Raw genomic sequence first — 18,343 nt, 5'->3', positions numbered from 1 at the left:
GGAGCCCAATGTGCCCCGGAACCGTGAAAGAGGCGACTACGCCCGGCGGACGAGCGCGATGCCGGCGGCCAGCATCGAGAGGAGCACGACGACCGCGAGCACCGTGCGGCCATGCACGTAGAAGACGTCGTAGGCATGGCCGCCCGCCCACGAGCCGAGCGAGCCCAGAAGCGTGGTGACGACGAGCGCCTTCCAGCGGGACGGATTCATGCCGGCACGGTGAAGGTTCCAGCCGTAGTTTGCAACCGCTCCTTCGGGCCTTGTCATCCCGTCCCAAGCGGGTCACGAAGGAATGGGCGAAGGATCGATCAAGCATGGGACGCAGGCAGGGGCGTGCGACGAGGTTCAGGATCGGGGACGCCGCCGCCGTCGTATCCGCCGTTCCCCCGGACGCTCTCCATCGACTTTGCTTCGGTTCGACCGCCGGCGGCGGAGCGGTCCGGGACGTCCTGGGGGGCGCGGACGCCCTGCGCCTCCTCGCGGCGGACCCCGGCCTCCCCGAAGTGCCTCTCGCGCAGGCCTCGGACGAGATGGACTTCCGGCTGCCGGACGCACTGTCGGGCGACGTCCTGCTGGCCGCCGTCGAGGTCCTCGCCCGGTCGGAGCATCTCGCCGCCGCGGACGCTGCCGCCGCCCGCGACGTCGTGATCGCTCCCGCGGGAGAGCGCCCGCACCTGCACGTGCACGTGAACGTGTCGCAGCGCAGTCTCGGCGAACTCGTGCGGACGCGGCTGGATCTGCCCCGCTGGTGGACCCTGCCGCATGCCCGGATCTCCTTCGTGAACCAGCCCGACGCCGCATCCTGGCGCGCACGGATTGCCTGTCCCGGCGATGCCCGGTTGGCGGAGTTGGCGCGGGAGGCGGTGCGGGCCTTCGACGGCGCGTTGGCCGGGGAAGGACTGCTGGAACAGACGGACGGCGCCCGGCCGGGCGGTTTGTCGACGTACGCGATCCCGCCGCACGGCGTCCTGACCAGGATCGAGTTCGCGAGGGTCAAGGGAGCCTACTGGCTCAGATCCGCAGCCGCCCTGCTCGCCGCGCAAGCCTCGCGCGCCCTACTCGACCTGCCCGGCGGCATGGCCAGTCCAGGTCCGGCGGGGCCGTGGGCCTGGACGGGTTCGTTCGCCTCCCGAGCAGGCACCGGCGCCGGTCTCGCGCGCCTCGGCACCTGGGGCCGGCCGCCCGTGTCGCTGCTGGAGATCGAAGGGCCTTTCGATCCCGGCCGTGCGGTCGCCGTCTCCCTGACGCCCCGCGCCGTCGGAGAGGACGCTGCCCAGGCATTCCGCGCCGCCGTCGCGGGAGGCGCATCGTGACGACCGGTTTCCTGCTGGTCCTCGAATTCGGCGAGGCGTCCCAACTCGTCCCCGGCTGGCCGGAGGAGCGCCTCCTCGTCGCCAAGGTCGGGGAGCACGACGAGATCCTGTCGGTCGAAGCCCTCTGCGAGATCGACCTCGCGGTCGGATTGCGCGGTCCGTTGCCGCCTGCGGTGCACCCGTCGAGGGACGGCTCGCGGACCGTCGGGCTCGCGTTCGCCCGGGAGGCCGCCATCGTCGCGGCAGCCGTCTCCGCGGCCCGCTCGACGCTCGCCCGGCTCGATGATCCGGCATCCGTGCCGACCTCCGCTCCGCCGGGTCTGCCGATCGACGAGAGGGCGGCGCGAGCCTCTGGCATGACCGAGGGTTCGCTCCTGCGGCTCGTGGCCGGCCCGGAGGGCGGCCTGATCCTGGTTCCGGCCTCCGAAGGCCCGCCACGGCGCCGGATCCCCTGGATGCTGCGGGACGTCGCGATGGCGGCTGCCCTGCTGGGCGCCTTCGCCGCCGGCCTTCTCGCCTGAAGCTTCGTTCCTTCCGGGTTGCCCCTTGCAAGCGTCGCCGACAGACTTCCCGGACGCACCTTCACGGACAGGCAGATGGCCAGAGAAATCGAACCGACCACGGTCTGGAAGTGGCCCGACCTGTCCAAGTACGGGCTCGACCTCCGGCGCGTGATCACGTCCGCTGGCGAGTCCGTCCTCGTGTTGCGCGGCGCGAAGCCGCTCGACGAGAAGCTGTTCAAACGCCTCGGCTTCAAGAACGACGGGAAGGGCAACTGGTACCGGCGCCACGGCGCCGACGAGCAGCCGTCCGTCTACAGCTACAAGAGCGTCTTCGCCGACTGCGAGCCGGTCACCCGGACCGTCTCGGAGATCACGGACGACCTGCGCCTTCCCGCAAGCGCGGCCCGCCGTACCGATGCCGCAGCGCCCCAGCCCGTCGACGCGGGCGAGATGTCGCGCGCGCGCCCCCTCGGCCAGAACCGATCCAGGCAGTTGGTTCTGGCCCTGCCGGACGGGCGGCGCTTCCTCAAGGGCGCGGGCGGCAACATCGTCCACGAGGCGGACATCCACCCGCCACAGCCCGGCCTGTTCCTGCGCGCATCGGATCAGGAGTCGCTCGCCGTCGCTGCCGAAGGCCTGATGCGGGAGGTCGAGACCGGCCGCATCATGCGGCAGGACGAACTTATCGAATTCGCCCGGATCGCCTTCGAGACCGAGAGCCCGGCGAGCGCCCAGATCGCCGACGCGCGCACGGCGCTCGCGGGCGCCGCCGGCCGCTGGCTCGGTTCGAAGACCAAGGTCTCGCTCCGCGACATCTACAACAGCGCCTGCGGCCTGCAGGAGACGCTGCCCGCCCTGTTCGCGGTCGACGAGAGGGACGCCACCTCGCTGCCCCTCGCAGTCGCGGCCCAGCGGCTCGCCGGCACCTCGGCCGAGCTCTCGGGACGCACGGTCCTCGTGCCCGAGGTCGGCGGAGGCGAATGGATCGCCACCCCGATCGCAGGTGCGCGCACCCTCGCGGGCGGAGCGGCCGCGGGAGCCGCCGCCGCGGCCCGGGCATCCGCCATGGCCTCGGCCGGCCGCGCCGAGATCGTCCAGACCGACCGGGAACCGAAGCCTCACGACGTCACCATCCTGGCGCCGGCCTTCGCGGCGGATAGGCCTCTGCCCGAGCGCCTCGCGGCGATCGAGGCGGTCCTGGCGGCGCGATCCCCGGACGGCCGCTCCGTGATCGCGATCCGCGCCGACGGCCCGGGAGCGGACGAGGCCCTGGTCGAGTTCCAGAAGAAGCTCGGCCGCGAATATCTCTTCGAGGGGGCGTCGGACATCGACGGGGCCCTCGCCGCCGGCCGACCCGGCGCCGAGCCGGTGCGTCTCCTCGCGATCGGCTCCAAGCGTCCCGCCGCTCTGGACGTGGCGCCGGAGGACGCGCTGCGGATCCGCGAGATCGGCGAGTACGGCGGCCTCTGGACCTGGGTGTCCGAGATCGCGGCGAGCCGCATGCGCGCCGACGCGCCGGAGGCGGGTCTCGCCCTGGGCGGCCGCATGGACGGCAATCTCGCGCGCAACGAGTTCCAGGCTCCCTACCAGCCCGCCAGCCGCGCGGGCGTGGCCAGCACGATGGTCCCGCGCGCCCTGGAGGGCGCGACCCGGGAGGCCCTCGGCCGCGTGGTGAAGCGCTACGGCGACCTCGACCAGATGGTCGCCACCGAGTTCGGCTACACGAAGGAGGAACTCGGGGAAGTCCTCTCGGTCGAGCAGGTCGACGCCCTCGGCCTCTACGTCCACGCGGACGACCGCGGCCGCGGCATGCTGATCGCGGACCAAGCCGGCGTGGGAAAGGGGCGGACCCAGGCCGCCATCGCGCGGCGCGAAGTCCTGCGCGACAAGAAGGTGATCTATCTGACCGAGAAGGCCATGAACTTCTCGGACGTCTACCGCGATCTCGCGCACACCCGCTCGACCGACCTCGTGAAGCCTCTGGTGCTGAACGACGGCGCCAACATCATCGACGAGACCACAGGCGACGTCATCCTCAAGGGAGCGAACGCCGAGTCGATGAAGGCCCTGATCGCGTCCGGCCGCTGGCCCGAAGGCGCGAACATGATGATGGGCAGCTACTCCCAGCTGAACAAGCTTCCGCTGTGGCGCTCCCCCGACGGCAAGACCGCGCGCAGCATCGCCCCGCCGACGCCGGAGCACGCGCCGGCCGACCGGGCGGCCTTCATGATCTCGGTGGTCGACAAGGACACGGTCGTCATCCTGGACGAGTGCCACAACGCTTCCACGAGCGGCACGAACGGCGGCGGCAACAGCAACACCGGGAACAACGTCGGCGAGATGGTCCGCCGCGCCGGCAACGTCGTCTATGCCTCCGCCACGTTCGGCCGCAACGCGCGGTCGATGTCGTTCTTCCACCGCCTGCTGCCCGACGGCATGTCGGCCGACAAGCTCGCCGAGATGCTGATGCGGGGCGGGGAGACCATCCAGGAGATCTTCTCGACCATGCTCGTCGCCGACGGCGTCATGGTCCGGCGCGAGCACGACCTCTCGTCGATGGAGTTCACCACCATCCACGATCCCGCTCTGGCCGAGCGCAACCGGATGTTCATGGACATCCTGGCCCCGATCCTGGGCGACATGGCGCAGCTCCAGCATCTGGTGGAGCGCAAGATCCGGGAGATCAACAACCGCGCCGTCGCCCCGGCGGACGCGGAGCCGGAGGATGGCGCGCGCCGCAAACCGGCGAACTTCCGCAGGACGGGTTTCGGATCGCCGCTCCAGACGCTCTCGAAGCTCTTCGTGACGGCGATCAACACGGATCTCGCGGTCGATCGGGCGCTGACGGCGCTGGCCGAGGGCGAGAAGCCGATCATCGTCTGCGACAGCACCATCGAGAAGCTCCTGACCGAACTCGCGGAGGACGAGGACGCCCTGGAGGGGTCGCGCTTCCCCGACTTCTCGACGCTCGTCCACCGCACGGTCTCGCGCCTGTGCTCGATCTCCTCCGTCCGGGCGGACGGCAGCAAGTTCGAGCGCGACCTCTCGCGGGAGGACGCGCGCATCGAGGCGGCTGTGGCGAAGCTCCGCACGATGATCGACGGCATTCCCGAACTGCCGATCTCGGCCATCGACGTCGTGAAGACGAAGATCCGCGACGCGGGCTACACCGTCGACGAGATCACGGGCCGCACCGTCGAGATCGTGGACGGCCGGATCGTCCGGCGCCCGAACGTCGACAAGGTCGTCGTCAAGAACGCCTTCAACGCCGGCGACATCGACGCGGCGGTGATCAACAAGTCGGGCTCGACCGGCATCGACATGCACGCCTCGAAGCGCTTCAAGGATCAGCGCAAGCGCGTCATGATCGAGCTCGAGCCGGCCGCCGACGTGCTCAAGCAGGTCCAGACCTACGGCCGCGCCGCCCGCTACGACCAGGTCGTCGGACCGCGCATCGAGACCCTCAACTCGGGCCTGCCCATCGAGGTGCGTCAGGCGGCCATCCGCAACGCGCGCCTGCGCAAGCTGTCGGCGAACGTCACCTCGAACCGAGATTCGTCCCTGCTGATCCGGGACATCCCGGACCTCCTCAACGAGGTCGGCGACATCGTCTGCACCCGCTACGCGGAGGCCCGGCCCGACCTCATGCGCCGTCTCGGCTATCAGGTGTTCGACCACGAGGATTCCGAGGACGCCAACAGGGAGACCCAGAAGGAGCAGGCCGGCCTCGACGCCCTCGTCACCCGGCGCTCCGCCAACGAGTTCATGGCCCGTCTCGTGGTCCTGCCGGTGGCGATGCAGGAGCAGATCGTCAACGAACTCGTCGCCGAGTACCAAGCGACCCTGGAGGAGCTGGAGGCCAAGGGCGAGACGCCGCTCAAGCGACGCGAGATGGCCGGCATCATCCAGAAGACCTCGCGCTCGGTCTTCGAAGGCGCGGCCGTCGAGCACGCCGACAGCGCCTTCCTGGAGCCCCTCTACGTCTACGACGCCATCGTCGAGCGCGAGCTCGATCCGATGCGGTCCGACCAGCTGATGCAGGCCATGGAGATGGGCCTGACCTCGGCCTCGGCGAACCGGGGACGCGCGGTGGCGGAACTCCTCGAGCGAAACCGCAACGAGATCCTGGAGGCGTACCTCTCGGACAAGGACGTCAGCGTGGAGGATGCCCTGCAGCGCGGCGACAAGCGCATGCGCGAGCAGAAGGTCCGGATCGAGAAGCTAGCGGAGGCTCTCAAGGAGCTCGCACCGGGCCGCGAGATCGCCTTCGGCGGCTTCGAGGAGGGCGACGTCGTCAGGGGAATCGTCACGGCGATCCACCACCCGCCGCGCGGCTTCGAGCATGTCGCCGCCCAGTACTCCGTGGAGTTCGTCAGCCCCGGCGACGTGGAGCCGCGGCGCATCAAGCTCCGCGCGCTCGTCACGGACCCGGTCTTCAAGATCGGCCCCGGCCTGGAGGACAACAAGGAATACGACCGGATCCTGCGCCGCTTCGACGACGCGCACGCCGTGAAGCTCGACACTGTGAAGATCCTGGGCGGCAACCTCTTCCGCGCCATGCGCCACGTCGTCGACACCCGGATCGGGCAGCTCGTCGTCTACAGGACGAACGAGGGCAAGGTGGAGGCCGGCGTGCAGGTCAACCGCCGCAACCGGATGATGGACGTGCCGGTGGAGCTCGACGGGCCCGCGATGTCGATCGCCTGCGTCAAGGAGAAGGGCGCGGAGTTGCGCTCGACCCCGGACCTGTCGCCCTCGGGCATCACGATCTCGCCGCGCGACGACGGCGGCTTCGACGTGACGCTGCCTCTCAAGGGCTCCCGCCGGCACGGCTACATCTACGAGAACCCCCTGGCCAAGCAGCTGCTGGCCAAGGCCGTCGTCGAACCCGGTCGGCAGCCGCGGCTCGTCGCCAAGAGCGAGGAGATCGGCCTCTTCCTGACGATCCTGCACGAGGCCGGGGCGCACTTCTGGACCTCCCCGGCCCTGCGGGGATGGTCGACCGAGTACCTGACGAAGAAGTCCACCGCGAACACCAACGACGAGAAGGGGCCGCGCCTGACCGCGGCCGGAGGGACCCGATGAACCCGGACGCAGCCTACGCCCCCGTCCGGATCGGCGACGATCCGGCCTTCGTGGTCCTGGCGCGGCCGTCCGCCGGGCAACCGTCCGACGCGGTAGGCTGGCTGATCGGGGCGGACGCCGAGGGCGTCCCCTTCGGCGCCGGTCCGGTCGCGCTGTCCGCTTCGGCCGTCGAGGGCGGCGCCGAAGGCATCGCTGCCGAACTCCTGACCCTCGTGAACGCCGAGCCGCGCGAGGACGCCAATCTCGTTCCGCTGCTGGCCGGATTCGGGCTCGTCCCGGGCCGCGACGTTCCGCTCGACGGCGCGCTGGCGGCGCTCGTGGGGCCCGACGCCGCGCGGGAGGATCCCGTCGCGGCCGGGTACCTGCTCGACGCTGCGGGCTTCGAAGAGGTGCGCGGTCGGATCGACGCCAGGGCTCTGCGCGCCCTGCGGGCCGCCGAACGGATCGACGTCTCCTCGTACCTGTTCTTCGCGGGCGACGGTCCGAAGGCCGATCACCGGCGGCAGGCGGCGGACACCTACCCGCTTCTCGCCGGCACGATGGCGCGGCTGCCGACCGTGAAGATGCGCATCGACGCCGGCAGCTCGCTAGCGGACGCGCTGGAGATGGCGCTGGGCCGACGCGAGGACGGCCGCCCCGCCCTGCCCAAGGCGGCGCTGAAGCGCCTGCAGGGGGTGGACTGGCCTGCCGACGACATGGCGCCCGAGCATCTCGCGGAGGCGCTGGGCACCATCTCCCCGCAGAACGTGCCGCGCACCAAGGGTGATTTCGAGGCGTTCTCTGCCGTGGCCTCGACGGTCGGCCGTCTGCTGCCGTCGGTCGGCCTGACCTTCGACGTGCTCGCAGCCGATTCCCAGGGCAAGTGGACGGAGTTCCGCAAGCGTGCCGCGAAGGCCGCGATGGACCGGCGCCCTCCGCAGGGCCTGGATGGCGAGGAGCTGGCCCGCTGGCACGGGAATCCGCCTCCGCCCGACGAGAGCGCGGACGCGTTGCGCGCGGCCTGCGCCGATCTCGTGCACATGGTCGATGCCATGGCCCGCACGCTGGTGCTGCCGGCCGCGGCCACGGTCTCCGACCAGATGCCGATCGTCGGCGAGATCCAGCGCCGGCAGGCCCGCGAGGTCGCCGCCCAGATCCTGATCGGCTCGAAGTCGGCCCCGGGAGCCTTCCTGGCGACCCGGGCGTGGCACGGTCGCGCCATGGAGATGCTCGCCGTGATCCGCGGCGGCGACGCCGTCCTGATCGAGGAGATCAGCCGGAAGGTGGCGGAGGACGGCTGGGCGCCGATCGCCAGCGGCATGGTGGCTCCGAACGGGCTCCACGTCGTGCCGCTGACCGACCCCAGGGCGCTCGCCGACGAAGGGCGCGGCTGGGGCGTGCACCAGTATGATTCAGTCTCCACCCTGAACGCGGACGGTTCGCACGGCCTCAACCACTGCGTCGCCACGAAGGAATCGTACTGCCGACAGGGGAAGATGCACGTCCTCTCGATCCGGCGGGTGAACCAGCGGGACGGGACGTTCGAGCGTCTGTCCACGCCGAGCATCAAAGGCGTTCCCCAGGGCACGACCGACGTGACGGTGAACGAGCACAGCAGCGCCAGGAACTCCGTGCCCTGCCGCGAGGCCCAGGCGGCATGGGCGTGGTACCTGGACGGCCTGCGCACCGGCGCGATCCCGATCAACCACGAGATGATCCGCGAGGTCACGACCCGGGAACGCAAGCGCTGGTCCGACGACGTCGCCCGCGGGGCCCTCTACGACTGGCGCGAGGAGGACCGCCTGGAGCGTGCCTTCTCGGCCTGGAAGCCGTTCCTGGTGAAGTCCATGCAGCAGCTGACGCTGCCCGACTTCCTGGCCCGGGCCGACATCCAGGACCTCTCGTCCTCGCTGACCGGACGTCGCCTCGTCGCGCTCCACGCGGCCCGATGACGGGCGGCCGGGGATGGACGCCGCATCGGGCGCCGAGACGGCGGGTCCGGGCTCCTTCCGCGTCCCGCTGGTCGAGTTGTCCGCGGACGAGCTCGCCCGCGTGATGGCGACGGAGAGCGCGCTCGCGACGGCGGAGGAGCGTCTCGCCGACGTCGCGGGCAATCGGCGCCTCCTGGCGGAGATCGCGGCCGACTCGGCCGCCGCGCGCGTTCTCGCGCGGTGCGAGGCTGGCCTGCCGGTCCTCTCGACGGACCCCGGCGTACCCGCGGCGCAGCTCTCCCTGAGGGTGGGGACGCCTCGGATCGTCTCGGGATCGCTTCTCGGACGGTTGGTCCGTTGCGGTCTGCTCGCTCCAGCCTGGGAGCCTGCGAGGACGACGCGTCAGGACCCGCGGACGTGGCGTCCGACGCTGTACGTGCCGACGAAGGCCGGAAAGCTCCTCGCGGCGGGACGCATCGTCGATGCCGCAGGTCTCGTCGGCAATCTCCGCCTCCCCCGCAGCGCTTCCGCATCGGCCCCCGACGACGGTCTCTTTCAGACTTTGGCACGCCTCGGAGAGGGAATGCCCGACGACGAGCGCGGACGGCTCGGACAGGCCGTGGAAGCCCATCTGCCGGCCGACGGCGTCACTCTGGCCGAGGCGGTCGGCTACGGGCGCAACTTCTCGTCCTGGTCGCCCATCGTCCGCGGCGCTCTCGCCGGGATTCTGGCTCTCGCGCCGGACGGTCGTCTCCGGAGAGCCGATCCGCCGCGCCCAGGTCACGGCCCACGGGGCTGATCCGTCGGACCGGGTCGCTTTTTCGGCGGGTCCTCGGGAAAACCCGCGCCTGCTCTCGGCTGTGGATCACGTGCAGCCGGAGCGCAGAGCACGCCCGGCCCCACAGGAGAGAACGATGCCGAAGAACAGTCTCGTCAACCTGGCAGCCGTCGTGCTCGCGACGTCCTTGCTCGGCAGCCCCTCCTTCGCAGCCGACCTCCCGGATCCCGCGGGCGTCTCGGTCCCGTGGGACGCCGCCGCCAGGGCCGCGCGTTTCGAGCGGCTGCGGCAGAGCCTCCATGGAAACCGGATTTCCAACCGTCTCTCGTTCGACAAGCGCGGCGACTGGGGAACGGCGGAGGTCGAGGTGGAGGGGTCGGGCATCACGGTCGACGCGGTCTCCGTCGGGGACCACGCGGACACGACGCTGGAGGCACGCGGAAGAAACCTGGACATCAAGCAGTACCAGTTCGGATCGTCCCAGTCCCACAGCGTCTATACCGGTGCCGACAGCAGGATCTTCAAGCACGTGCCTCTCTGCGACACCGGTCTGCCGCAGCGGACGCACGCGGTCGGCAGCTTGGTGGTGGAGATCCCGTCCTGCCGGTAGATCGCCGGACTTAGCGGCGATCCTGGCCGTACATCATGGTCAGGGTCGTCGCGAACCGGTCGGCATCGCGCGCATAGGCGCCGGTGGCGAATCCATCGAACCAGTCCGCGAGCTCGTCGACTTCCCGGAACAACTCGAAGACGTATTCGGATCCATCACGGAGGTCGTCGGTGAAGACGTCGTCGTCCCGATCCACGGCTCTGAAGCCGGCGCGGGCGGTCGCCTTGGAGCCCTCCAGCATGCGCCTGCCCGCCTCGCCCGCGCCGGCCTGCAGCTGCTCGGCGATATGCCGCGCGAGACGTCCGACATCCATCGCGGGAGGACGCCCGGCGAAAGTCTGCTTGATCAGATCGGGCTCGATCTTGCGGAGAACGATGATCGCCAGCGCATGCTCTTCGCGGAGGATCAGGGCATGCGCCGTCGCATAGACCAGATCCCGGGTCACTCTGCGCAGCCATTTGATCTTCGCGCTCAGGTCGAGATACGGGTCGGCCTCTCCGTCCCAGATCCGGTCCCATTCCGCGCCCTGGATCAACCTTTCCTGGATGGCGCCGATGCCGACATGTCGAGCGAGCGTCCTGGCGAACATCCGGCTGGGCTTGGCTCCTCCGAACAGGGCGTGCTGCTGGCCGCTTCCACCCATCGCGAGTTTGAGAAGCTCGAAGTTGGTGCCGGCGAGCCACTTCACCGGCTTCGCGGGCCCGGTGGTGAAGTAGGCGAGCGGCGATTGCCATTCCCCCGCGTCGCCGTCCACGGCCGTCAGACCTGCGGGGGCCTGCCTACCGCTCGTTTCGGCGCCGTCCTCCCGCCCCTCGTCGTCGTATCCGTCGTATGTGGAATCGTCCCCATGTCCCGACCAGCGTTCCGCCGGCGCAGCGATGGAAGACCTCGCGTCCCTGACCCCGATGTCGCCCCCCTCGGCATTCGTGAGGCTCGCGGCCGTCGCGGCAGCCTTCTCGACCGCGGACAGAAGGAGGGCCCGCCTGTAGTCCAGGAGCGCGCAGGCTGCCGAACGATAGCGCAGCATGCCGATCTGGCCGGCGTCGATGCTCTCGCTGCGGATGGCGAATTCCCAGAACAGGAGGATCGAATCGTCGTCGATGAGGTCCGAGTAGACATCTTGGCGCATGGAACCGGCGGACCGTCCTGCGACGCCGCCTCCCAGGAAGCCCCGGTATGCCTCCGGCCAACGACGCCGGTGCCAATCCTCGACGTCGAAGGTTCCTGCATGCTCGCCCCTGATCGCGATCGAGATCCGCTCGATCGACGCGCCGTCCGCCGTTCCAAGCCGATGGAATTCGACCCCGGCCTTCGAGAAATCCTGGAGGAAGCTCCTGAGAACCAGGGACTGTCGGATCGGGTACGTGCCGGCCATGCGCTCGTCGAGCCACGCCTTCATCGCCCCCCTGAGGGCGAGGGCCGCGTCGTCGGCCGCTCCGGCAGCGGCGCCCTTCCGGATGCCGTCGACCAGGGGCGCGACGCCCCTCTCGCCTCCGAAGCCGAGCGAGTTGTGAAGAAAGTCGAGGACCGCCAGAGCAAGGGGGATCTGCCCGAAGCCGATCGTGTACGGCTTGCCGAAGAAGGACATCGGGCCGTCGGCGGCGAATTCGATCAGTTCAGGGAGCTCGATGGTTTCAAAGCCCGAAGCCCCCGTGGGGGCCACTCCTTCAGGAGTGATTACGAAGTCTCCATCTATGAAATCCCGGGTCCTCCTTCTTGTTTTTTTGAAGCGGATCTCACATGCGCCTTCAAGAAGGTCCGCCTGAAAAGACTTGCCGATATGCGCGCGGACGTTTCCGACGCTTATGCGACGAACCTTCAGGTACATGAAGTTCATGTATCCCTGCCGGTCGCAGGCATTCAGGACCGCCGCGAGCCTCACCGCACGGTCGATCTGGGTATCCAGATCCCTCGACCGGGTAAGGATCATGAATTTCAGCTTGGCCCCGAGGTCGGAGTCCAACCACCGGCCGCCATCCTGATCTATCGTGGTCTGGATGACGTCGATCAGCTGCTGGGTAGGGGCGGACACCGCTTCGATCGTCATTGTCCGGCGCGTTGGGCGTTGGCGACGAGATGTCCTAATATAGCAGCCAGGGTGCCCCAGGGAACGTCGAGGGCGTGCTATGGCTGAGGATCTCGATCTCGCGGATCGCATCTACGCAGGCATCGCGCTCGGCCGGCAGGCGGAGCCGCGCCGCGGCCTCCTGGGCGTCGGGGACATCGTCCGCTTCGTCCATGGCGGCTCCGGGTCCCTGACCGCCGATCAGACGCGTCAGCTCTTCGCCAACTCCCACCTCGTGCGAAGCTACAGGGAGCTGATGTCCCGGCTCGCCGTCGCCGAGCTCCCGGCGGTGGCCGCGGCCAGCAGCGGGGATCTGCTGCGCCGGCATTTCGACGGCGGCGTGCTGACCCTGTCGGAAGACGACGCCGAACAGGTCAGCCTCCTCGTGGTGCTCGACGAGGACCGGCGTGACCACCCCGTCGATCTCATCGTGATGTCCGCGGCCGGTGCCGAGAAGCTGGTGTTCCAGTTCGCGCCGGACGCCGACGGGGAGCTGTTCGAGTTCGTCGACCAGTCCACGCCGGAGGGACGCCGTCTCGTCGAGGCGCTCCGCGATCCGTTCGCCGAAGGCTTCTTCGTGCGCAAGACGCAGCCGGACGGATAGCCGCGGTCGCACGGGCGATCCCCTCGTCGCCCGCTCCGCCCCCCCCCCCGACGCGGCCCACCGAGGACGCCGGGCACGGACGGCTGGCTTCGTTCCTGCAGCCGCCGCGCTCGGCGCACCAAGCTGCCGTCGGCGCGACGGTCTCATCGGAAGCAGCCTTTCCCCTCCGAGGCCGCATCGGTCCCTCCGAAACTTTTTTTCGACGCCTCCGCGAAAACGGCTGCGGCTCTCCGCTGAGGAAGAGCGTGGGCAAGACCCAGCGATCTTTCGACCGGAAACCCCGCCATGCGCCAGCTTCACGCCTCTCTTCTCGCACTCCCGCTCGCTCTGGCCGCCATGATGCCGGCCTCGTCCCTTCCCGCTTCCGCGCAGAACGTGGCTGGCCGGTACGCGGCGCTATCCACGGGCGATGCGCCTGCCCGTCCGAGCGCCTCCGCCTCCGCCTCCCCCTCCCCCTCCCCCATCTCCTGCCGCATCCTCAACAAGCGCAACGGGTCGCAGGAGGCCCTCATTTTTCGGCTGACCGCGAAAGACCCCGTCGAAGGAAACGCACATCTCGCCGCGTGGGCACTCAGCGAAGGAAAGATGATCAACGTCGTGACGTGGCGGGAACTGAACATGAAGAGGGACGATGTCGTGGAACTCACGGTCTTCAGCACGAACGAGTTGTCCGATCTGAGTCTGTTCGGGAAGGTCACGCTCAATGAACGCGTCGCGAATTGCTACTGACCCAACATCGACGTGGCGGAATGGGGCCTTGGCCGGCTGACCCACGCTGCAGGAGGACGCGATGGACGCTTATGCAGGTATCTTCGTCGTCGGCTATCTCATCTGGTGCGTCCTCAAAGACATCAGGGATCAGCTGATCGCGGTCCGGCTCAAGGACGACCCGACGTTCATCAATGCGGGCTGGATCCGCTACCGGCGCATCTTCGGGGGATCCATCGAGACCCTCGGAACCGACGGCTTCAAGCGCTACGCCTCGGAAGCGGAGTTCCGGAAGAAGACCGGTCGGAGCCTGTATTGAGGCCCGCCCGCTCCGCGCGGCGCCGGGATCGCCTCGTGCGCCGGTGGCCCACCGCTGGGGCGACGGGACGCCGCCCCAGCGGGCTCCGCAGCCGGAGCCGCGCCCGAGCGTCGGTCCGCAACGGATCCTTTCCGGCCCGTCCGAGCGCGCGGGCCATGTCGACGACCGCTCACAGGCGTGGACCAGGCGCGCTCCGGGAAACGTGGTTCGCGACGTTGTGGGCCTTCCAGCGCAGGGCCGGGAACGTCTGGACGTTCGCCTGCACGGTCTCGGGCAGGTCGAGCAGGGTGGCGTCCACGCGGCCCTCCTCATAGACGAGGTCGAGGAAGCGCATCTGTCTTTCGTCGGGCCGGTAGAGATCGGACAGGCGGTCCTGGCATTCCTCAAGGACGCGCCGGCACCACGCGTCGGCGCCACCGGCCTCCTCGATCATGCCGCGCTTCACGCAAGGCAAGAGCTTCGATTGGAAATCGTTGAGGTCGTAGTCGTAGCCGTCGAGACCGACGTTGCGCCAGTCGAGATCACGGGACGCCGCGCCGATCGCGCACATGGCGTTCTTGACGAGAGCCCAATCGATGCCGTCGGTATGCAGCAGGCGCCAAGCATCGAAGAGGTCTCTGGAAGCTCTGCGCGCAACGAAAGCAACCATTTTGCCGGCCGCTATCTCATGAAGGTCGACGACCTGGACGTTGCGGGCGGCGTAACCTCCGAGGTCGAAGCTGTCGAGCGCATGAACGCCGAAGAAGGGCGTCCGGTAGAGGTAGTTCACGTCGATCTCCAGCGTCCCCTGGCGTCCGTAGGCCGAGGAATACCGGAACCTCCATTTGCCGCCGGCATGCTCCGCCGAGGCATCGCGCGTGACCGTGTAGCCCCAACTTTTCATGAGACGGGGGATGCGCTCGTTGACGACCTTCTGGTCCTTCAGCATCGTCTCGCGGTCGGACGCCCCCACGAAGTTGAGGTCGATGTCCACCGACAACCGGTCGAGACCGAGATAGAACAGGTTGAGCGCGGTCCCGCCCTTGAGCGCCGTCGCCTTGCCCACCACCGGATCCTTGGCGAGGCGCTGCAGGACGTCCGTGAGCCGGATCACCCGCTCCGTCGTCGCGGCCTGGAAGGCGTGCTCGGAGGCGATCCGCTCCAGGCGTTCGATCGAGATCACGGCCGCATCCCCGGGTCCACGTCCTCGAACGCCGGCCCCGCCAGCTCCGAGGGAACGATCAGGTTCCAATCTCCGAGCCGGACGCCGGCGTCCGGGTCCACGCCCATGACGGGCCGTGGCACGGACGGAGCGACCTCCCGGAGGCGGGCCAGGGACTCGTCGTCGACCAGGAAATCCTCCCGTCGACGCTCGAGCCACCATCCGACCAGCGCGGCCAAGGTACGGCTGTCGCGCGCAAAAGTCGTGTCGAGCACGGCCTCGACGTCCACGAACTCGACCGAGCCCAGGGCGTGGCCGATCTCCTCGGGGCCGCCGGCCAGATCGGGTCGCTCGAGACAGTCGACGATCGTACGTGCGACCCCGGTGACCCGGACGTCGAGACCGCGTCTGTCCATGGTCTCGATGCCGTCGTTCTCCCGCTCGGCCCGTCTCAGGGCGGCCGATTGCGTCACGAAACGGACCGGACCGCAGACGGTGTCGACATGCCCCGGTCTGCCGCAGCTGAGCACCTGGATCTCTCCGCCCTCGGAATAGGCGAGGCCGTGCAGGGAGAGCGCCGAGTGGTAGGCGAGGATGCCGTCGTCCCGGATCATCGACGCGACCAGGACGGCGTCGGGCATGTAGGAGGCGGGATCGAGATGCGGCGGCACGGCGGCGTAGACGCCTGGAGCCGCATGCATGATCCGCTTTGCGGACACGTGGTAGCCGAGCAGTCTGTCTGGCGTGTTCGTCGCCTGCCCGGCTCCGACCGTGTCGCGGAACTGCTGCCGCGTGAACACGGGATACCGGGAGAGGAAACGCTCCACCTTGCCGGGTTCGCCCGCCACGCCTCGCTCCGTCATCTGGTACACCTTGTGTACCAGATAGCGCAACGCGATGAAAATCCTCACGCGCCACTGCCGTAGTTGGTACGATTTCCATACCAGATGAGGCAGTCATGCGAAGTCAGGCGCGAGGTGACTGCGCCGAGCCTTCTCCCTGGCGCTGCGCCATCTGGTACGATCCATGTACCAGATGGCGCAGTGCGGCCATGGTCACGCCACCAGGGATGCGGTTGGTGCCCGGCCCCGTCGCCGGAGGAACGACGGCGAGGGCCGCCGACCGATCCGGTCGAACAGCCGCAGGAGGGCGGTCCGTCGCGCCGGAACGGCATCGACGCCTACGAATCCGTCCGCGGCGGCAGCGGCCGCAAGCCGGTCGGCCAGCAGGACCAGGGCCCCGAATGCGAACGGCATCTCGCCCGACGCGGCAAGGCGGCTGTCCATGAGCGCGACCTGCCGCATCCGGATGTCTTCTCCGAGATGGGCTTCCAGCACGATCTCCTTCAGCCCCTGGGGGGTCGAGACCTGGAACAGGGACATCATCCTGGCCAGGGCTTCGAGGCGGATCCGGCTGTAGCGGTGCCGCGCATGGGCGGCATGGGTCACGAGATCCATCCTGTGCCAGTGCGCCACGCTGAAGGCGTGATGCACGCTGCCCGATGCGAGCCTCCAGGCCACGACGACGACGGCCGCGTCCGGATCGACCGGAGACTGCGCGAGCAGATAGCCGACGCAGTCGACCTCGTGCCCGGCGAAGGCGAGACCATCCCGTCGACGCGGGGCGTCGCCGAACTCGATCCAGATCGGCCGCTCCGCAGGGTGCGCGGCGAGATCGAGGTTGTGCTCGATCGTCCAGGGCGCGTGATCCACGATTCGGTCGATCGCGGCCACGGCCGAGGGCGTGAGACGGAAGCGCTTGGCCTCGCCGAGCAGACGTTTGATCTGCCGGTGCTCGTGCGAGAGCGTGAGCGAACCGGCGAGCTTGGACAGATCGTCCGCCAGAGAGGTTTCAGGCACGGCCGCCGAAGGCCCGTTCCGCCAGCATCTGGCAGCGGACGCAGCGGCGCGTCCAGGGCGCGGCCCGCCGGCGCTCGATCGGGATGTCCTCGCCGCAGTCGTCGCAATCCTCGGGCGCGAGTTCCCTGGTCTCCGTGCGTGCGCGGATGGCGGCGACCCTGCCGGTCATCGCCATATCGTCAAGGTGCTGGATCATGTCGACGTCGTCGGCCACCGCTTCCACCATCGGCTCTACGAAGGAATGAAACGATGCTATGGGCCGCCGCCGGGACTGTAAAGCGGTTCGATCGCCGTTTCATTCCTTCGTTGGCGCCTTGCGGTCTCAGAGCCTCGAGATCAGGTAGCGGAAGTCGTTCACCACGACCACGAGCATCAGGCAGCCGACCATGACGAGACCCGTCGCGGTGACGACGCGCTGCGCCTTCTCGCCCAGCGGACGGCCGCGGAGGGCCTCGACGCCGCAAAGCGCGATCAGGCCGCCGTCCATGATGGGGATCGGCAGCAGGTTCATGAGGCCGAGATTGATGCTGAAGAAGGCCACCAGGAAGAGGAGGTTCGCCCAGCCGCTGCGCATGGCGTCCCCCGCCGCCTCCGCGATGCGGGCCGGGCCCGCGAGCTGATCCACGGGGCGCTCGCCGACCAAGGTCTCGCGCAGGATCTGCCCGATCTGGCGCGCGAGGAACGCCATGTCGGAGATGCCGTAGGCGAAGGCGGACGCGACGGGGACGGTTTCGAACACGCGCGCTCCGCCCTTCAGTCCGATCCGGCCGATCTCGCGCCGGCGGCCGAAATTGTCCTCCACCTGGGTCGCGGCCGGCGTGGCGTTCAGGGTCAGGCCGGAGCCTTCGCGCAGGATCTCGACGGCGGTCGGCATCCCCGCTCGGGCCACGATCAGGGACTGCATGTCCTCGAAGCGCGAGACTGCGACGCCGCCGACCGCAACGATCCTGTCGCCCGTCCGGAAGCCCGCCGCCTCGGCGGCCGATCCCGGCAGCACGCCCTCCACGACGGCGGGCGTGTAGAGCCGGCCGACGCCGGAATAGAGGCCGGTCAGCACGACGAAGGTCAGGACGAAGTTCGCGAAGGGGCCGGCGAACGCGATGATGGCGCGCGGGCCCGGGCCGGCGCCCGCCATGGTACGGCGACGCTGCGCCTCCGGGACCTCGACCGATCCCGAGGAGGCGGCGTCGCGGTCCCCCAGGAACTTCACGTAGCCGCCCATCGGGATGGCCCTGAACGCCCATCGGCAACCGCGGGCGTCGGTCCGGGAGAAGAGCAGTCGTCCGAAGCCGATGGAGAGCTCGACGGGCTGGACGCCGAGAGCCCTGCCGGCGAGGTAGTGGCCGAGTTCGTGGATCCCGACGACGGTCGAGATCAGGAAGACGTAGGCGGCCGTCGCCAACAGGGTTTCGAACATCGGGATCGCTCCTTGCGTCGGGCAGCATAGA

16 protein-coding genes are annotated in these 18,343 nt (G+C 69.2%); 9 read left to right on the top strand and 7 right to left on the bottom strand.

Translation table 11 applies throughout. The features are described 5' to 3' along the window. Positions 1–36: 36 nt before the first annotated feature. Complete coding sequence (locus MFF56_RS06080; protein WP_238229713.1) at positions 37–210, bottom strand: hypothetical protein; 174 nt, start codon at positions 208–210, stop codon at positions 37–39. Between the two features lie 320 nt (positions 211–530). Between MFF56_RS06080 and MFF56_RS06075 the strand changes: the two genes are divergently transcribed. The 6 genes from MFF56_RS06075 to MFF56_RS06050 all read left to right on the top strand — a co-directional run bounded on the left by MFF56_RS06075 (position 531) and on the right by MFF56_RS06050 (position 10,199). Then, positions 531–1,313, top strand: a complete 783-nt coding sequence (locus MFF56_RS06075; protein ID WP_238229712.1) for a hypothetical protein — start codon at positions 531–533, stop codon at positions 1,311–1,313. After that, positions 1,310–1,834, top strand: coding sequence for a hypothetical protein (locus MFF56_RS06070; protein WP_238229711.1), 525 nt, complete (start codon positions 1,310–1,312; stop codon positions 1,832–1,834). Before MFF56_RS06075 ends, MFF56_RS06070 begins: the two co-directional genes overlap by 4 nt. Positions 1,835–1,909: 75 nt before the next feature. Next, positions 1,910–6,901, top strand: coding sequence for a strawberry notch C-terminal domain-containing protein (locus tag MFF56_RS06065; protein WP_238229710.1), 4,992 nt, complete (start codon positions 1,910–1,912; stop codon positions 6,899–6,901). Next, positions 6,898–8,832, top strand: coding sequence for a hypothetical protein (locus tag MFF56_RS06060; RefSeq protein ID WP_238229709.1), 1,935 nt, complete (start codon positions 6,898–6,900; stop codon positions 8,830–8,832). Before MFF56_RS06065 ends, MFF56_RS06060 begins: the two co-directional genes overlap by 4 nt. A gap of 13 nt (positions 8,833–8,845) precedes the next feature. After that, positions 8,846–9,610, top strand: coding sequence for a hypothetical protein (locus MFF56_RS06055; RefSeq protein ID WP_238229708.1), 765 nt, complete (start codon positions 8,846–8,848; stop codon positions 9,608–9,610). Positions 9,611–9,725: 115 nt separating this feature from the next. Beyond that, entirely contained in the window at positions 9,726–10,199 is a 474-nt protein-coding gene (locus tag MFF56_RS06050) for a hypothetical protein (RefSeq protein WP_238229707.1), read from the top strand. A 10-nt stretch (positions 10,200–10,209) separates the two neighbouring features. On the opposite strand, the gene MFF56_RS06045 is transcribed toward MFF56_RS06050, so the two are convergent. After that, positions 10,210–12,246 carry a hypothetical protein gene (locus MFF56_RS06045; protein ID WP_238229706.1) on the bottom strand — a complete coding sequence of 679 codons (2,037 nt, stop codon included), beginning with the start codon at positions 12,244–12,246 and terminating at the stop codon, positions 10,210–10,212. Positions 12,247–12,325: 79 nt separating this feature from the next. On the opposite strand from MFF56_RS06045, the gene MFF56_RS06040 reads away from it, so the two are divergent. The 3 genes from MFF56_RS06040 to MFF56_RS06030 all read left to right on the top strand — a co-directional run bounded on the left by MFF56_RS06040 (position 12,326) and on the right by MFF56_RS06030 (position 13,895). Beyond that, complete coding sequence (locus MFF56_RS06040; RefSeq protein ID WP_238229705.1) at positions 12,326–12,868, top strand: hypothetical protein; 543 nt, start codon at positions 12,326–12,328, stop codon at positions 12,866–12,868. A gap of 285 nt (positions 12,869–13,153) precedes the next feature. Next, a complete protein-coding gene (locus MFF56_RS06035; RefSeq protein WP_238229704.1) occupies positions 13,154–13,597 on the top strand; it encodes a hypothetical protein in 444 nt (147 codons plus the stop codon). A 61-nt stretch (positions 13,598–13,658) separates the two neighbouring features. Then, complete coding sequence (locus MFF56_RS06030) at positions 13,659–13,895, top strand: hypothetical protein (protein WP_238229703.1); 237 nt, start codon at positions 13,659–13,661, stop codon at positions 13,893–13,895. Positions 13,896–14,064: 169 nt separating this feature from the next. Here MFF56_RS06030 and MFF56_RS06025 read toward each other — a convergent pair whose 3' ends face one another. From MFF56_RS06025 to MFF56_RS06005, 5 genes are all read right to left on the bottom strand, one after another. After that, a complete protein-coding gene (locus MFF56_RS06025; protein ID WP_238229702.1) occupies positions 14,065–15,057 on the bottom strand; it encodes a nucleotidyl transferase AbiEii/AbiGii toxin family protein in 993 nt (330 codons plus the stop codon). Next, a complete protein-coding gene (locus MFF56_RS06020) occupies positions 15,054–15,899 on the bottom strand; it encodes a type IV toxin-antitoxin system AbiEi family antitoxin domain-containing protein (protein WP_238229701.1) in 846 nt (281 codons plus the stop codon). The genes MFF56_RS06025 and MFF56_RS06020 overlap by 4 nt, the downstream gene beginning before the upstream one ends. Before the next feature lie 192 nt (positions 15,900–16,091). After that, positions 16,092–16,895: a hypothetical protein gene (locus MFF56_RS06015; RefSeq protein ID WP_238229700.1), complete on the bottom strand. Its 804-nt coding sequence runs from the start codon at positions 16,893–16,895 to the stop codon at positions 16,092–16,094. After that, complete coding sequence (locus MFF56_RS06010; protein WP_238229699.1) at positions 16,888–17,091, bottom strand: TraR/DksA C4-type zinc finger protein; 204 nt, start codon at positions 17,089–17,091, stop codon at positions 16,888–16,890. The genes MFF56_RS06015 and MFF56_RS06010 overlap by 8 nt, the downstream gene beginning before the upstream one ends. 126 nt (positions 17,092–17,217) lie before the next feature. Continuing rightward, positions 17,218–18,312 carry a M50 family metallopeptidase gene (locus tag MFF56_RS06005; protein WP_238229698.1) on the bottom strand — a complete coding sequence of 365 codons (1,095 nt, stop codon included), beginning with the start codon at positions 18,310–18,312 and terminating at the stop codon, positions 17,218–17,220. Positions 18,313–18,343: the final 31 nt, after the last annotated feature.

The sequence above is a fragment of the Methylobacterium hispanicum genome (genome assembly GCF_022179285.1).
GTDB classification, from domain to species: Bacteria; Pseudomonadota; Alphaproteobacteria; order Rhizobiales; family Beijerinckiaceae; genus Methylobacterium; species Methylobacterium hispanicum.
The sequence above is the reverse complement of the archived record's forward strand: the minus strand, read 5'-3'. Positions and strand labels throughout refer to the sequence as shown.